We start from the raw sequence: 16,662 nt of genomic DNA on the forward strand, positions 1-16,662 counted from the left end.
TTCAAAAAAAAGTGTTAATATAAATTTCGATTAGTAGAAATGATATCAGATGTCTGATGTCTAAGGAAAAGGCTGGAGGATACAGCATGTCTATAAAATCAGATAACCGGCATTTATACCTACAAGTTATCGATCGTCTAAAGCAAGATATTGCAGATGGGGTATATAAAGAAAAAGAGAAATTACCATCTGAGTTTGATTTGGCCAAACAGCTTGGTGTGAGCAGGGCAACCCTTCGAGAAGCATTGCGGATCCTCGAAGAAGAAAATGTTATCATTAGACGTCATGGCGTTGGTACTTTTGTTAACGTAAAGCCTTTGTTTACGTCAGGGATAGAACAACTTAATAGTGTGACAGCTATGATCAAACAAGCTGGAATGACTCCTGGAACAATTTTCCTTAGTTCATCAACACAAGATGCTACCGAAGAGGATATTCGCCGTTTTTCCTGTTCTATTGATGAGGAGATTTTCGTGATGGAGAGGGTTAGAACCGCCAATGGGGAACCAGTCGTCTATTGTGTCGATAAGGTACCAAATCGTATTCTGCCGGAAACATTTTCCCACGCAGAAGAATCAATCTTTCATATTTTGGAAGAAAAGGCAAACAGAAGAATTACATACGCGGTTGCTCAAATCGAGCCATTAGGCTATCATGAAAAGATTTCCCCAATTCTAGAATGCGAACCTGAAACTGCTTTGTTAGTTTTAAAACAAATGCATTTTGATGAAATGGATGAACCTATCCTATTTTCGGTAAACTATTTTAAAGCGGACAAGTTTAGTTTTCATGTTTTAAGGAAAAGAATTTAAAATTTTTTTATCTATCTTGAAAACGCAATCAGTCTTGCTACACAAACATTTTTACTAAATCAAACCATATTCATAGGGGGTCAATACCATGAAAAAGCGTAAAATTGGAACTGCATTATCACTAGTTCTTGCTGCTGGTACACTATTAGGAGCTTGTGGAAAAAGTGATGATACAAACAAAGATACATCTAAAGGCGGAGAAAAGAAAAATGAATTCTCTGTAGCAATGGTTACTGATGTTGGCGGTGTTGATGACAAATCATTTAACCAATCTGCATGGGAAGGTCTTCAAAAATTCGGTAAAGATAACGGATTATCAAAAGGTAAAGGCGGATATGATTACCTTCAATCAAAATCTGATGCGGACTATTCTACAAACCTAAACACTCTTGCTCGTCAAGACTTTGATTTAGTTTACGGAATTGGTTTCTTAATGCAGGCTGCTGTTGAAGAAATCGCGAAACAACAAAAAGATTCACACTTTGCTATCATCGATGCTGAAGTTAAACAACCAAACGTGGCAACCGTTCTTTTCAAAGAGCAAGAAGCTGCCTTCCTTGCTGGTGTAGCAGCAGCTCTTCAAACAAAATCTAACCACATCGGATTCATTGGTGGTATGGAAATCCCTGTTATTGAACGTTTTGAATCTGGATTCTTAGCAGGTGTTAAGGCTGCAAAACCAGAGGTAAAAGTAGATGTTCAATATTCTGGTGCATTTGATAAAGCGGAACTTGGACAAAACATTGCTTCTAAAATGTATTCTTCTGGTGCAGACGTTGTTTTCCACGCAGCGGGTGGTACTGGTAACGGACTTTTCAAAGAAGCTTCTGACAGAAAAGCGAAAGATCCTAGTAAAGAAATTTGGGCAATCGGTGTAGACCGCGACCAAAACGACATGGGTCCAGATGTAGTTCTTACTTCAGCACTTAAGCGTGTTGATGTTGCAGTTCAAGACTTATCAAAGAAAGCAATGGATGGAAACTTCCCTGGCGGCGAAGCTATCGTTTATGGTTTAGCTGAAGATGGCGTAGGCTTAGCACCAGTCAATGCGAAGGCAGATAAAAAAGCTGATATTGAAGCTGCTGTAAAAGAATGGGTTGATAAGATTAAGTCTGGTGCTGTAAAAGTTCCAGGAACTCGTGATGAATTAAAGAACTTTAGTGCAAAATAATTTTTGTGTGGAATAAGCGGGACATCATACCTGCTCGCTTATTCCTTTCTAATGAATCTTAACTGAAGCGTAGAATGGTCATTCTACATTTCATTTAGGATTACAGTGGGGAGAGATTCCCTGTTTTTTTAAAATTCGGAAAGGTCTGACCTCTTACTACTGCTGGTCAAATTTTCCTTTTACCTTATCACAGGGAGTGAGAAATGATGGAATATGTAATTGAAATGCTTAACATCCGTAAAGAGTTTAATGGCTTTGTTGCGAATGATAACATAACCCTTCAATTAAAAAAGGGTGAAATCCATGCCTTGCTTGGAGAAAATGGTGCGGGTAAATCCACTTTGATGAATGTGCTCTTTGGTTTATATCAACCTGAGAAAGGTGAAATCCGTGTTAAAGGGAAACCTGTTAATATTTCAAATCCTAATATCGCTAACGATCTAGGAATTGGGATGGTCCATCAGCACTTTATGCTAGTTGACACATTTACAGTTACCGAAAATATTATTCTAGGAAGAGAAATTACATCTGCAGGGAAAATCGACATTAAAAAAGCTGAACAGCAAGTTCGTGAAATTTCTGAACGTTACGGCTTATCTGTCGACCCGCAGGCGAAAATTTCCGATATTTCCGTGGGAATGCAACAGCGTGTGGAAATCTTAAAAACACTATATCGCGGTGCAGAAATTCTAATTTTTGATGAGCCTACAGCTGTGCTGACACCACAAGAAATTAAAGAATTAATCCAAATTATGAAAACGCTTATAAAAGAAGGTAAATCTATTATTCTTATTACCCATAAGCTTAAAGAGATTATGGAAGTTTCAGACCGCTGTACAGTCATTCGAAAAGGGAAAGGAATTGGAACAGTCACAGTAAGTGAAACAAACCCAAATGAACTTGCAAGCTTAATGGTAGGACGTGAAGTTGTTTTTAAAACTGATAAAAAAGAAGCATCACCAAAACAAGATGTCCTTGAAATTAAGGATTTGGTTGTCAAAGACACGCGTGGTGTTACAGTTGTTAATGGCCTGAATCTTACTGTTCGTGCTGGTGAGATTGTCGGAATCGCTGGTGTCGATGGTAATGGACAATCTGAATTTATTGAAGCTATTACTGGATTACGTAAGTCAGAAAGTGGCAGTGTGAAATTAAATGGAAAAGAATTGATCAATCATACACCAAGACAGATTACCGAATCTGGTGTAGGGCATATTCCTCAAGACCGACACAAGCACGGGTTGGTATTAAACTTCCCAATCGGGGAGAACATGGTTTTACAAACCTACAATAAAAAACCATTCTCCAAAAACGGAATCTTAAATTTTGGTGAAATTTATAAGAAAGCAAAAACATTAATTAGTGAATTTGATGTGCGTACACCAAGTGAATATACTTTGGCGCGGGCTCTATCGGGAGGAAATCAGCAAAAAGCTATCATTGGTCGTGAAGTTGATAGAAACCCTGATTTACTGATCGCAGCACAGCCAACACGTGGACTAGATGTTGGAGCGATTGAATTTATTCATAAACGCTTAATTGAACAACGCGATAATGGCAAAGGCGTCTTATTGGTATCCTTTGAATTGGATGAAATTATGAATGTCAGTGATCGAATTGCTGTTATCTACGAGGGGAAAATTGTTGCTGTCGTAAATCCTAAGGAAACAACTGAGCAGGAACTTGGATTGTTGATGGCTGGATCGAATAGAAAGGAAGCGGGTGAAGGAACTCATGTCTAAACGGGTGAGAAGTATTTTAACACCAATTATTGCTGTACTATTAGGCATTCTTGTTGGAACAATAATTATGTTAGTTAGTGGGTACAATCCATTAGCGGCCTTTATCGCACTTTGGAATGGAGCATTTGGAGATATCTATTACATCGGGGAAGTAGTAAGACAGTTTACCCCATATATATTAGCCGGATTAGCTGTTGCTTTTGCTTTCCGAGTAGGCTTATTTAATATTGGTGTTGAGGGACAATTCTTAGTAGGCTGGCTAGCAGCAGTTTGGGTTGGGGTAGCTTTTGATCTTCCTCGTGTGATTCATTTACCGCTTGCTATCTTAGCCGCAATCGTTGCAGGTGCGCTTTGGGCATTTATTCCTGGTTTGTTAAAAGCTCGCTTTCGTGTTCATGAAGTAATTGTTACCATTATGATGAACTATGTTGCCTTACATGTGTCGAACTATCTAATTAGAAATGTTATAACAGACCACGGGGACAATTCCGGCCCTATTCATAAATCTGCAACCTTACGATCTGGTTGGTTAGAAAGTCTAACTGATTATTCACGACTTCACTGGGGTATTCTACTTGCAATTTTATCTTGTTTTATTATGTGGTTCTTATTAGAAAGAACAACCAGAGGATTTGAATTAAGGTCAGTAGGTTTTAACCAGCATGCTGCTCAATATGCCGGCATGAACGTTAATAAAAATATTATCCTTTCAATGGTTATTTCCGGAGCGTTTGCTGGATTAGCGGGAGCTATGGAAGGACTAGGTACATTCGAATATGCCGCAGTTAAGGGCGGATTCTCCGGCGTAGGTTTCGATGGAATTGCCGTTGCTTTACTAGGTGGTAATACTGCGTTAGGAGTATTTTTCTCAGCAATATTATTTGGTGTTCTAAAAGTAGGAGCATTAAACATGCCGCTTGAAGCAGGGGTACCGAATGAATTAGTTGATATCATCATTGCATTAATCGTTTTCTTTGTAGCATCAAGTTATTTCATTAGAGTATTTCTTGACCGAATCAGTAAGAAGGAGGTGAAGTAAGTTGAGTTTTATGGATATCTTAATGATTCTTGTTCCATCCACGTTACTATGGGCTGCTCCACTTGTCTTCACTGCATTAGGCGGTATTTTCTCAGAGCGATCTGGGGTAGTAAATATTGGGCTTGAAGGTTTAATGGTTATCGGGGCATTTTCAGCTATCGTGTTTAACTTATTTACATTTGATACATTTGGCAGTGCTACACCTTGGATTGCCCTTTTAATAGCAATGGTTGCAGGAGCATTCTTTTCTATGTTACATGCTGTCGCTGCCATTACATTCCGTGCAGACCATACAGTATCTGGTGTTGCCATTAACTTGCTTGCAACAGGTCTTACTCTGTTTCTAGTAAAACTTATTTTTGATAAAGGTGAAACAGGAATTATCAGTAAAGGGTTTAGCAAAATTGATATTCCAGTTTTGAAAGATATTCCAGTTATCGGTAAAATTTTCTTCCAAAATACGTATTGGACTTCATTCCTTGCAATCCTTGTTGCTATTATAGTTTGGTACATTGTTTCCAAGACACCATTTGGACTTAGACTCCGCTCAGTCGGTGAACATCCGATGGCTGCAGACACAATGGGGATTAATGTAACCAAAATGCGTTATTACGGCGTCATCCTTTCTGGAGCTCTTGGTGGACTTGGTGGTGGAGTATATGCACAATCCATTACTTCTAACTTCAGCCATTCAACAATCAGTGGTCAAGGTTTCATGGCATTAGCGGCAATGATTTTCGGGAAATGGCATCCACTTGGCTCACTAGGTGCTGCAATATTCTTTGGTTTTGCACAAAGTATCAGTATCATTGGCTCAAGTTTACCATTCTTAAAAGAAATTCCGAATGTATATTTGTTGATAGCTCCTTATGTGTTAACAATATTAGCACTAACAGGATTCATTGGACGTGCCGATGCACCAAAAGCATCTGGTACTCACTACATTAAAGGCAGCAGATAATATCATTTACAACATAGAACCCCTGGTTAATAGATCAGGGGTTCTTTTTTTTGAAGATAAAGTGATATCGCTTGTATTATACAAGCCTGCCAAATTATAGTAATAAGTATAGGTTTTCTTTCATTGGAAATGATATAAAGAAAAATGTTTACATATTGTAATGTAGAACCCTTTGAACAGTTAAGGAGGAATGTATGTGGCAACAGCTACAGAAAAAATAACGGAGCTTAAAGGATATAGACTTCATGTGATTCCAACAGAAAAATATAAAACGAATACTTTAATCTGGAAAATGAAAGCCCCGCTTACAAAAGGAGATGTAACCAAACGAGCACTTCTTCCACAAGTATTGCAAAGCAGTTCAGCAAAATATTCTTCAACCACAGCACTTCGGTCCTATCTTGATGAGTTATATGGCGCGACACTTTTTGTGGATTTATCTAAAAAAGGTGAATACCATATCATGAGTTTTTCAATCGAAATTGCCAATGAAAAATTCTTAAGTGATCCAAGTCCATTATTAAGAAAAGGGTTTGAATTATTAGCGGAAATATTAACAAAACCAAACATTAAAGGTAATGCTTTTGATCCAGACACCGTAGAAAAAGAGAAAAGGACACAAAAACAAAGGATTCAATCCGTTTTTGATGATAAAATGCGCTACTCAAATGTACGCCTTATTCAAGAAATGTGTAAGGGGGAACCCTATGCCTTAGAAGTAAACGGGGATGCCGCAGATGTAGATGCCATTACTGCAGAGAATTTATATGAATATTATCAAAACGCCTTTTTAACGGATGAAATGGATTTATATATTATCGGTGATGTGAATGAAGAAGAAGTAAAGCAACTTGCATCAGATCTATTACAGTTTGAGGATAGAACACCGAAAAAATTAGTACAAGAAAAGGTAAGTTTGAATAGGCAAGTCAATGAAGTAAAAGAGCAGCAAGATGTAAAACAAGGGAAATTAAACATTGGCTATCGCACAAATATCGTCTATGGGGATCCAGATTATTTTGCCTTGCAAGTATTCAATGGTATATTTGGCGGCTTCTCCCATTCTAAATTATTTATAAATGTACGTGAAAAAGCAAGTCTTGCTTATTATGCAGCAAGTCGACTTGAAAGTCATAAAGGCTTAATGATGGTTATGTCAGGAATTGATTTAAAGAATTATGATCAGGCAGTTGGAATTATTCATGATCAATTAGAGGCGATGAGGAATGGTGATTTTACAGACCAAGAACTCGTCCAAACCAAAGCTGTCATCCAAAATCAAATCCTCGAGACGATCGATACATCAAGAGGGTTAACTGAAATTCTTTATCATAATGTTGTTGCCGATGCAAATATTAATCTTGATACATGGCTGCAAGAAATGCAAAATGTAACAAAAGAAGAAATCATCGCAGTCGCTAAAAAAATCGAAATCGATACCATCTACTTCTTAACAGGAACGGAGGCGGGCAAATAAATGGAGAAAATTAGTTTTGACCAGCTTCAAGAAGAACTTTACCATGAAAAACTAGCCAATGGTCTAAATGTGTATATTTTACCAAAAAAAGGATTTAATAAAACCTTTGCTACCTTTACGACAAAGTATGGTTCTGTAGATAATACTTTTGTTCCATTAGGAAAAGAAGAGTATGTTAAAGTCCCTGATGGAATAGCTCACTTCTTAGAGCATAAGCTGTTTGAAAAAGAAGACGGTGATGTTTTTCAACAATTTAGCCGCCAGGGAGCATCTGCTAATGCGTTTACCTCTTTTACTCGAACCGCCTATTTATTTTCAAGCACGTCTGACGTAGAAAAAAATCTGGAAACACTCATTGATTTTGTTCAGGATCCATATTTTTCAGAGAAAACAGTTGAAAAAGAAAAAGGAATAATTGGGCAAGAAATTACCATGTATGATGATAATGCGGATTGGCGTTTATATTTTGGATTAATTCAAAATCTATACAAAAACCACCCAGTGAAAATTGATATTGCTGGAACAATTGAATCGATTTCCCATATTACTAAAGATTGGCTTTATGAATGCTATAATACCTTTTATCATCCGAGTAACATGCTATTATTTATTGTCGGTCCTGTTAATCCAGAAAATTTTATGAATCAAGTAAAAGAAAATCAAGCGAAAAAAGAATACAAAGATATGCCTGAGATTCAGCGTAAATTTGAAAATGAGCCGACAGAGGCAGCTGAAAAAAGACAGGTACTTGAAATGAATGTGCAAACATCAAAATGTTTAATTGGAATTAAAGCCCTCCATGTCGATCAAAGCGGAAATGAAATGATGAAAAATGAATTAACCATGAATGTCTTATTGGATTTATTGTTTGGGAAAAGTTCGGAAAATTACAATCAACTCTATAATGATGGACTAATTGATGAAACTTTTTCTTTCGATTATACCCAAGAACAAGGCTTTGGTTTTGCCATGATTGGCGGTGACACTGGAGAACCTGATAAATTAGCGGAAACTCTTCAAAAAATGCTGCTTGATGCTAAAAATCAAACTGTATTTAATGAAGAGCAGTTAGAAAGAGCGAAAAAGAAAAAGATTGGTGCATTCTTGCGTTCGGTAAACTCGCCAGAATATATCGCTAATCAATTTACGCGCTATGCGTTTAATGATATGAATTTGTTTGATGTGGTTCCAACACTTGAAAAAATCACATTAAACGATGTTAAAATGCTGGCATCAGAAGTCATATCAGAAGAACGGTTTTCAGTATGTCAAGTGATTCCTAAGAAAAAATAAATACATGAAAGCGTCGTATATCCGGCGCTTTTTCTGTGTGAAAGTTTCAAATAAAGAGAGTGGGAACAAAATGAAATATGTATTAATAACGGGAGCTAGTGGTGGAATCGGCCAAGCGATTGCGTTTAACCTGGCAGAAAAAGGCTATCATCTGTATCTGCATTACCATAAAAATAAACAAGCAATGAAGGAATTAATAAATAAATTGGAGTCCTACGGTGGGGAGTATATTCCAATTCAAGCAAATTTAGCTGATCCGAGTGGATATAAGAAGGTTTATTCAGAAATATTTTCGCTAGATGCGATTATCCATTGCGGTGGCCAAAGTCAATATGGACTTCTTGTGGATTTACAACAATCTGAAGCTGAAGCATTATTAAATGTTCATGTGTTCACCCCATTAATGCTCACAAAAGAGCTTCTTCCGAAATTACTTGCTAAAGGAAACGGAAATATTGTGATGATTACCTCGATTTGGGGGCAAACAGGCGCGGCTTGTGAAGTGGCATATTCTACGGTTAAGGGTGCGCAAATTGCATTTGTTAAGGCATTAAGTAAAGAAGTAGCTATGAATGGAATTCGAGTAAATGCCATTGCCCCTGGAGCCATATTGACTCCAATGATGGAAAGTTTTACACCAGAAGAAGTGGATCAGCTTTCTGACGAAATACCAATGGGCAGATTGGGGCAGCCGGAGGAAATAGCGAGGAGTGTAGCATATTTGCTTTCCGAAGATTCATCTTACATGACGGGACAAATCCTTGCAATAAATGGCGGGTGGTATACATAAAAATTCAAAAGTAATCAATGTATAGTTCCCTCCACTTCGTCACAAAATAATCTTGTACTAATTTAAAGGAGGGAAAAAACCATGTCTGTTTTAGATAATTGGAAACAATGGGAGGACTTCTTAGCCGATCGTCTTCATCATGCACAAAATGAAGGTATGAGCGATGGGGCCATTAGTAACCTTGCTTTTCAAATTGGTGATTATTTATCAAACCAAGTAGAGCCAAAAAACGAACAAGAAAGAATTCTTGCTGATCTTTGGTCAGTTGCAGATAAAGAAGAGCAACAGGCAATTGCAAATATCATGGTAAAATTGATTCAAAATAACGGCAGTCGTTAAAAGAGAGGAGGACTTTCTCCTCTCTTTTTGTATGCATTCTTTGAGGAATCTCCGTTAACGAGCGGAATATCTTTGTTTTTACTTTCATCTTCATCCAAAATCATTTATTATAGGGGTTAGAAAAGAAATTGTAAAAAAAATGTCGAAACTTCTTTTAAGGAGGTTTATTACTTGAAAAAAGAATGGTATTTAGAATATGAGATTCAGAAGAACCGACCAGGCCTGTTAGGGGATATTTCATCCCTGTTAGGAATGCTCTCGATTAACATTGTTACAATAAATGGTGTGGATGAAGGCCGTCGCGGATTACTCATTTTAGCAAAAGATGATGACCAAATTAAACGACTTGAGTCAATTTTACATACGATGGACACAATAAAACTAATTAAACTTAGAGAACCAAAACTGCGTGACAGACTTGCGGTAAGACATGGACGTTATATTCAAAGAGATGCGGACGATAAAAAAACCTTCCGTTTTGTAAGGGATGAACTTGGCTTATTAGTTGATTTTATGGCAGAATTATTTAAGCAGGAAGGCCATAAGCTGATTGGTATTCGCGGAATGCCTCGAGTTGGAAAAACAGAATCATTGGTGGCTGCAAGTGTTTGTGCAAATAAACGCTGGTTATTTGTGTCTTCCACTTTGTTAAAACAAACAATCCGAAATCAATTAATTGAGGATGAATATAACGAAAACAATCTATTTATTTTGGATGGAATTGTTTCCACCAGACGTGCTAATGAGCGTCATTGGCAGCTTGTCCGTGAAATCATGCGACTTCCGTCCGTAAAAGTCATCGAGCATCCTGATATTTTTGTTCAAAACTCAGAATATACACTCGATGATTTTGATTATATTATTGAGCTTAGGAATGACTCGGAAGAAGAGATTACATATGAGGTCGTTGATCAGCATAATATGTTCTCCGGATCTGATTTTGGAGATTTTGATTTTTAATAAATTGGAAGGTGTTAACAGTTGACTGAATTAGGGAATCGACTAAAAGAAGCCCGATTAGCTAAAGGATTAAGCTTGGACGATTTACAATCCATGACGAAAATTCAAAAGCGGTATTTAATTGGTATTGAAGAAGGGAATTATGCAAGTATGCCCGGGAATTTTTATGTTCGGGCATTTATTAAGCAGTATGCAGAGGCGTTAGCTCTTGATCCTGATGAAATTTTTGAAACCTATAAAGGTGAAATTCCTGCAAGTTTAAATGACGAATTGCCACAGCAATTGTCCAGAGTGAAAACACATAAATCGATTTCAGAAAGCAATTCTAAAATATTCGATATTTTACCAAAGGTTTTAATCGGTGTTTTTGTGATTGGAGTTGCCAGCCTGTTATATTATTTTGTATATAAACATGCGGGCGATAATACAAATGAATCGATTAATAAAGAAAATGAACCGGTTAAAATTGTGAAATCGGAGAATCTTGAAAAAGAAAAAGTAGAAGAGAATAAGAAGGACGACACCGAAGAAAAGAAAGATACTACTGAGCAGGAAGAACAGCAAACAACTGTAGAAGAAACACCAAAACAAGAAATTACTGCTGTAAAAAGCAGTGGCAGGAATTCAACCTATGAATTAAAAAATGCAGACAAGTTTGTTGTGAAGTTGGTTTCTAAAGGGCAGACTTGGGTTAGTATTAAAAATGGAAAAGGGAAATCCTTTTTTCAGGGATTATTAAAAACAGGTGATAATGAAAGTCAAACAGAGGATTTATCAGCAGAAAGCGAGGCTGTTATTCGTATCGGAAATGCTGCTGATACTGATATCTTTGTAAATGATCAAAAGCTCGAGTATGCAGTGCCAGCGACTGCAAATGTTCAGAACATAACGATCCAATATGTTCTGAAAAACGAATAGTCATCTGTTGATGACTATTTTTCGCTTTTAATAATAAAACGGAGGAAAACTATGAATATTCCGAATAGAATTACTGTATCAAGAATATTATTAATTCCAATATTCTTGATTATTATGCTCGCTCCTTTTGATTGGGGCGACATGCATCTCCTTGGAACTGACCTTCCAGTGACCCATTTTGTTGGTGCATTGATCTTTATTTTAGCCTCATCAACTGACTGGGTTGATGGGCATTATGCACGAAAGTATAACCTTGTGACTAATATGGGGAAATTTCTCGACCCACTGGCCGATAAATTATTGGTCTCGGCTGCCTTGATTGTTCTCGTTGAATTGAATGATGTTTATGCACCTTCATGGATCGTGATTATTATTATTAGCAGGGAGTTTGCGGTAACAGGATTACGTCTCTTGCTTGCAGGAGAAGGTGAAGTTGTTGCGGCTAACATGCTTGGGAAAATTAAAACCTGGGCGCAAATTGTCGCCATTTCATCACTTTTATTACATAACATTATTTTTGCAATGATTCCATTTCGTTTTGATATCGTGGCATTGTGGGTAGCATTAATTTTTACGATTTGGTCTGGATGGGATTATTTTGCAAAAAATAGTCATGTCCTTAAAAATTCAAAGTAAGACTTACTAAGATTGAAAGGATGATGATTACGATGAACGCTGAGATTATTGCAGTTGGTTCGGAGTTATTGCTCGGTCAAATTGTAAATACGAATGCACGATTTTTGTCTCAGCAATTGGCAGATCTTGGGATTAATGTCTTTTTTCATACGGTAGTTGGTGATAATCCTGATAGATTGGAATCGGCAATTGAAATAGCTGAGGAACGTGCAGATCTTATTATCTTTACGGGTGGCCTTGGACCAACAAAGGATGATTTAACGAAGGAAACTATTGCGCGCCACCTTGGAAAAGAACTTGTTATTGATGAGGATGCGTTAACTTCGATAGAATTGTACTTTAAACGAACAAATCGCGTAATGACAGAAAATAACCGAAAACAGGCACTTGTATTAAGCGGGGCACATATTCTTCCAAATGATCATGGAATGGCTCCAGGAATGGTTGTTGAAGCTAAGGACCACACATATATGCTGCTCCCTGGCCCACCTAAGGAACTTGAACCGATGTTTAGTCAATATGGGTGTCAGGCACTTTCTAAAGCAAACCTAGCCAAAGAGGTAATTATTTCTAGGGTGTTAAGGTTTTTTGGAATTGGTGAAGCTGCCTTGGAAACCGAGATCATGGATTTAATTGATGCTCAAAGCAATCCGACGATCGCTCCGCTCGCTGGGGATGGGGAGGTTACATTGAGGCTGACTGCAAAGCATGTAGACGGAAAAATAGCTCAGTCACTGCTCGATAATCTTGAAAATACCATTAATCAGCGTCTAGGTTCATTTTTTTATGGATATGATCAAACTTCTCTTTTGGAAGAAGTAATGAATACCTTACAGACACGAAAACTTACAATTACTGCGGCTGAAAGTTTAACCGGTGGACTGTTCCAACAGGGGCTGACTGCCATTTCAGGTGCAAGTTCCGTGTTCACAGGTGGAGTTGTCTGCTATTCAAATCAAGTAAAACAAAAGATTTTAAAAGTGCGGAAAGAAACGCTTGAAACACATGGTGCAGTAAGTGAACTATGTGCTAGGGAACTGGCTGAAAATGCCAGCCAATTATTTAAAACGGATATTGGGATTAGTTTTACTGGTGTAGCAGGTCCTGAAGAGCTTGAGGGCAAGCCAGTTGGTACTGTATTTATTGGGATTGCAATAAAAGGAAAGCCAACCATTGTTGAAAAACTTATCCTTGGCGGAACCAGAGAAGCCAATCGCGGTCGTGCCGTAAAATATGGTTGCCATTTTCTCCTTCAATTGTTAAAAGAGTCACAGAATGCTAAATAGTATTCTGTGACTTTTTTTGAATAGATTTGGATATTCGGAAAAGTCAGACAGTGGGTGAAACAAACTTTATCTGCTAGCCAAAGTCGCAAAAATTTACAAAAAGGATAGGGAATTACCTAAAATTACATCCAAGTTGCTTTGAAAATAAACGAATGAATGTTCGTTTTTTTGCTCGACAAATATCCGAAAAGCGGTTATATTATTAATAGGAATTAATTTAATAGATTATAGCAATTAGCTTGTGTTTATATATAAGGGAGGAAATGATTCGTGAGTAATGATCGTAAAGCGGCCTTAGAAATGGCGTTAAAGCAAATAGAAAAGCAATTTGGTAAAGGTTCTGTCATGAAGATGGGAGAAAAGACAGACACGAAGATTTTAACGAGTCCAAGTGGCTCATTAGCACTTGATGCAGCGCTTGGAGTAGGTGGATACCCACGAGGCCGTATTATTGAAGTGTATGGTCCTGAGAGCTCTGGTAAAACAACGGTTGCTTTACATGCAATTGCTGAAGTTCAAGCAAATGGTGGACAAGCCGCATTTATTGATGCTGAACATGCCCTTGATCCAACGTATGCCCAAAAATTGGGTGTTAACATTGATGAGTTATTATTATCACAGCCTGACACGGGTGAACAAGCACTTGAAATCGCAGAAGCATTAGTACGAAGCGGAGCCATTGATATTCTTATCGTTGACTCTGTAGCCGCATTGGTTCCAAAAGCGGAAATTGAAGGGGAAATGGGAGATTCTCACGTTGGTTTACAAGCACGTCTAATGTCACAGGCACTTCGTAAACTATCTGGTGCGATCAACAAATCTAAGACAATCGCGATCTTTATTAACCAAATCCGTGAAAAAATCGGCGTTATGTTCGGGAATCCTGAAACTACACCTGGTGGTCGTGCGTTAAAGTTTTATTCAACTGTACGTCTTGAAGTACGCCGTGCGGAAGCGTTGAAGCAAGGAACTGACATTGTCGGGAATAAAACCAAAATTAAAATCGTAAAGAATAAGGTTGCTCCGCCTTTCCGAACAGCTGAAGTAGATATTATGTATGGCGAAGGGATTTCTAAGGAAGGCGAGATTGTTGATCTAGGCTCCGAATTAGATATCGTTCAAAAGAGCGGTTCATGGTATTCCTATAACGATATTAGAATTGGTCAAGGCCGTGAAAATGCAAAGCTGTACTTAAAGGAAAACCCTGATATTCGTCTCCAGATTCAAACGAAAATCCGTGAACATTATGGCTTAGACGGTGAAAAATTTGTAACTGAAACAGACGATGATGAACAATTTGAATTAATTGATTAATGTAAAAGAGCAAAGCTATTTATGGTTTTGCTCTTTTTTTACAAAATATATTTTATTTCCGATTCTATAGTCATAAAAATGATAAAGATTTTGGCATGTGGATCAAAAAATGATGTCCTATTCTAAATATTTCAAAAAGCCAAAAGGACTAAGCCTTGACAATGAATATTCCCACCTTTACAATTAACATGTATATTTTACATTTTTGGTATTATTACAATCCGAAAAAGCCTTGGTGCTTGCTGTATGTTGAGTCTAAACAATGTACATGCCGACACTTAAAAAATGTAACAAAAGTTCATAGCAAGAGGAGGTGTAACGATTGGATTTAATTACTATCATCTCCATTTTGCTTGGCCTTATCGTCGGTGCCGTTGTTGGCTATTTTGTTCATAAATCCATTGCTGAAGCAAAAGTAGCAGGTGCAAAGAATGCTGCAGAGCAGATTCTTGAAGATGCGAAACGAGATGCTGATTCATTGAAAAAAGAAGCTTTGCTAGAAGCAAAGGATGAAATTCACAAGCTTCGTACTGAAGCAGAACGTGAGGTTCGTGAACGAAGAAATGAAATGCAAAAACAAGAAAACCGTTTACTGCAAAGAGAAGAGAATTTAGATCGAAAAGAGGAAACGTTAAACAAGCGTGAAAATCTTTTAGAAAAGAAGGATGATTCTCTAAACCAAAGACAACAGCATATTGAAGAGATGGAAAGCAAAGTGGACGAGTTGGTACGAAAACAACAAACTGAACTCGAACGAATTTCAAGCTTAACGCGCGAGGAAGCGAAAGCCATCATTATCGACAGAATGGAGCAGGAATTAACCCATGACACTGCCATAATGATTAAGGAAAGTGAGAATCGTGCGAAAGAGGAAGCAGACAAGAAAGCGAAGGAAATTCTTTCGCTAGCAATCCAGCGTTGCGCTGCTGATCATGTTGCGGAAACGACTGTCTCTGTCGTCAACCTGCCAAATGACGAAATGAAGGGCCGCATTATTGGCCGTGAAGGAAGAAATATTCGTACGCTAGAAACGTTAACAGGAATTGATTTAATTATTGATGATACTCCTGAAGCTGTAATTCTATCAGGTTTTGATCCTATTCGCCGTGAAACGGCTCGATTAGCACTGGAGAAATTAGTTCAAGACGGACGTATCCATCCAGCACGAATAGAGGAAATGGTAGAAAAGTCTCGTCGAGAAGTGGATGAATATATCCGCGAGGTTGGTGAGCAAACCACCTTTGAAGTGGGTGTTCATGGACTTCATCCAGATCTTATCAAAATTCTTGGCCGCTTGAAATTCCGTACAAGCTATGGTCAAAACGTCTTGAAACATTCAATGGAAGTAGCACAGTTATCTGGATTACTTGCTGCTGAATTGGGTCAAGATGAAACCTTAGCACGTCGTGCGGGCTTGCTTCATGATATTGGGAAGGCAATTGACCATGAAGTGGAAGGCAGCCACGTAGAAATTGGTGTTGAACTTGCAACCAAATACAAGGAACACCCTGTAGTAATTAATAGTATTGCATCACACCATGGGGATACAGAGCCAACGTCTATCATTGCTGTTTTAGTTGCTGCTGCTGATGCATTATCAGCTGCAAGACCAGGTGCACGTAGTGAGACGCTTGAAAACTATATCCGCCGTCTTGAAAAGTTAGAGGAAATCTCTGAGTCATATGAAGGCGTAGAGAAATCTTTTGCTATTCAAGCAGGACGTGAAGTACGTATTATTGTTAGACCTGATTCGGTTGATGATCTTGCTGCTCACCGATTAGCTCGCGATATTCGTAAGCGCATTGAGGAAGAACTTGATTATCCTGGACACATTAAAGTAACAGTTATCCGAGAAACACGGGCTGTTGAATATGCGAAATAAAGCGGTGCATATGCATCGCTTTATTTTTTTGGGAGTGCTTAT

General features: G+C 37.9%; 15 protein-coding genes. All 15 read left to right on the plus strand.

The genetic code is table 11. The features are described from left to right. Positions 1-86 precede the first annotated feature (86 nt). Entirely contained in the window at positions 87-812 is a 726-nt protein-coding gene (locus tag FS608_RS08935) for a GntR family transcriptional regulator (protein ID WP_144549091.1), read from the plus strand. 88 nt (positions 813-900) lie between these two features. Beyond that, positions 901-1,983, plus strand: a complete 1,083-nt coding sequence (locus FS608_RS08940; RefSeq protein WP_144549093.1) for a BMP family lipoprotein — start codon at positions 901-903, stop codon at positions 1,981-1,983. A gap of 206 nt (positions 1,984-2,189) precedes the next feature. Continuing rightward, entirely contained in the window at positions 2,190-3,725 is a 1,536-nt protein-coding gene (locus FS608_RS08945; protein WP_144549096.1) for an ABC transporter ATP-binding protein, read from the plus strand. Then, positions 3,718-4,764 carry an ABC transporter permease gene (locus FS608_RS08950; protein ID WP_144549098.1) on the plus strand — a complete coding sequence of 349 codons (1,047 nt, stop codon included), beginning with the start codon at positions 3,718-3,720 and terminating at the stop codon, positions 4,762-4,764. The genes FS608_RS08945 and FS608_RS08950 overlap by 8 nt, the downstream gene beginning before the upstream one ends. A gap of 1 nt (position 4,765) precedes the next feature. Further along, on the plus strand, positions 4,766-5,725 hold the full coding sequence (locus tag FS608_RS08955) for an ABC transporter permease (protein ID WP_144549100.1): 960 nt from the start codon (positions 4,766-4,768) through the stop codon (positions 5,723-5,725). A 190-nt stretch (positions 5,726-5,915) separates the two neighbouring features. Continuing rightward, complete coding sequence (gene yfmF, locus FS608_RS08960; protein WP_395947728.1) at positions 5,916-7,202, plus strand: EF-P 5-aminopentanol modification-associated protein YfmF; 1,287 nt, start codon at positions 5,916-5,918, stop codon at positions 7,200-7,202. Next, complete coding sequence (gene yfmH / locus FS608_RS08965) at positions 7,203-8,495, plus strand: EF-P 5-aminopentanol modification-associated protein YfmH (protein ID WP_144549105.1); 1,293 nt, start codon at positions 7,203-7,205, stop codon at positions 8,493-8,495. 70 nt (positions 8,496-8,565) lie between these two features. Then, complete coding sequence (gene ymfI, locus FS608_RS08970; RefSeq protein WP_144549107.1) at positions 8,566-9,285, plus strand: elongation factor P 5-aminopentanone reductase; 720 nt, start codon at positions 8,566-8,568, stop codon at positions 9,283-9,285. Between the two features lie 81 nt (positions 9,286-9,366). Continuing rightward, positions 9,367-9,624 (plus strand): DUF3243 domain-containing protein, encoded by a 258-nt coding sequence (locus tag FS608_RS08975; protein WP_098571722.1) that lies wholly within the window; start codon positions 9,367-9,369, stop codon positions 9,622-9,624. Positions 9,625-9,795: 171 nt separating this feature from the next. Then, positions 9,796-10,584: a DUF3388 domain-containing protein gene (locus FS608_RS08980; protein WP_144549109.1), complete on the plus strand. Its 789-nt coding sequence runs from the start codon at positions 9,796-9,798 to the stop codon at positions 10,582-10,584. A 21-nt stretch (positions 10,585-10,605) separates the two neighbouring features. Then, on the plus strand, positions 10,606-11,502 hold the full coding sequence (locus tag FS608_RS08985; protein ID WP_144549111.1) for a helix-turn-helix domain-containing protein: 897 nt from the start codon (positions 10,606-10,608) through the stop codon (positions 11,500-11,502). A 51-nt stretch (positions 11,503-11,553) separates the two neighbouring features. Further along, positions 11,554-12,138, plus strand: a complete 585-nt coding sequence (gene pgsA, locus FS608_RS08990) for a CDP-diacylglycerol--glycerol-3-phosphate 3-phosphatidyltransferase (RefSeq protein WP_144549113.1) — start codon at positions 11,554-11,556, stop codon at positions 12,136-12,138. A 32-nt stretch (positions 12,139-12,170) separates the two neighbouring features. Beyond that, positions 12,171-13,424 (plus strand): competence/damage-inducible protein A, encoded by a 1,254-nt coding sequence (locus tag FS608_RS08995; protein ID WP_144549115.1) that lies wholly within the window; start codon positions 12,171-12,173, stop codon positions 13,422-13,424. 270 nt (positions 13,425-13,694) lie between these two features. Further along, a complete protein-coding gene (gene recA / locus FS608_RS09000; protein WP_144549118.1) occupies positions 13,695-14,738 on the plus strand; it encodes a recombinase RecA in 1,044 nt (347 codons plus the stop codon). 322 nt (positions 14,739-15,060) lie between these two features. Beyond that, positions 15,061-16,620, plus strand: a complete 1,560-nt coding sequence (rny, locus tag FS608_RS09005) for a ribonuclease Y (protein ID WP_098571727.1) — start codon at positions 15,061-15,063, stop codon at positions 16,618-16,620. Positions 16,621-16,662: the final 42 nt, after the last annotated feature.

This window comes from Bacillus sp. X1(2014), assembly GCF_007678255.1.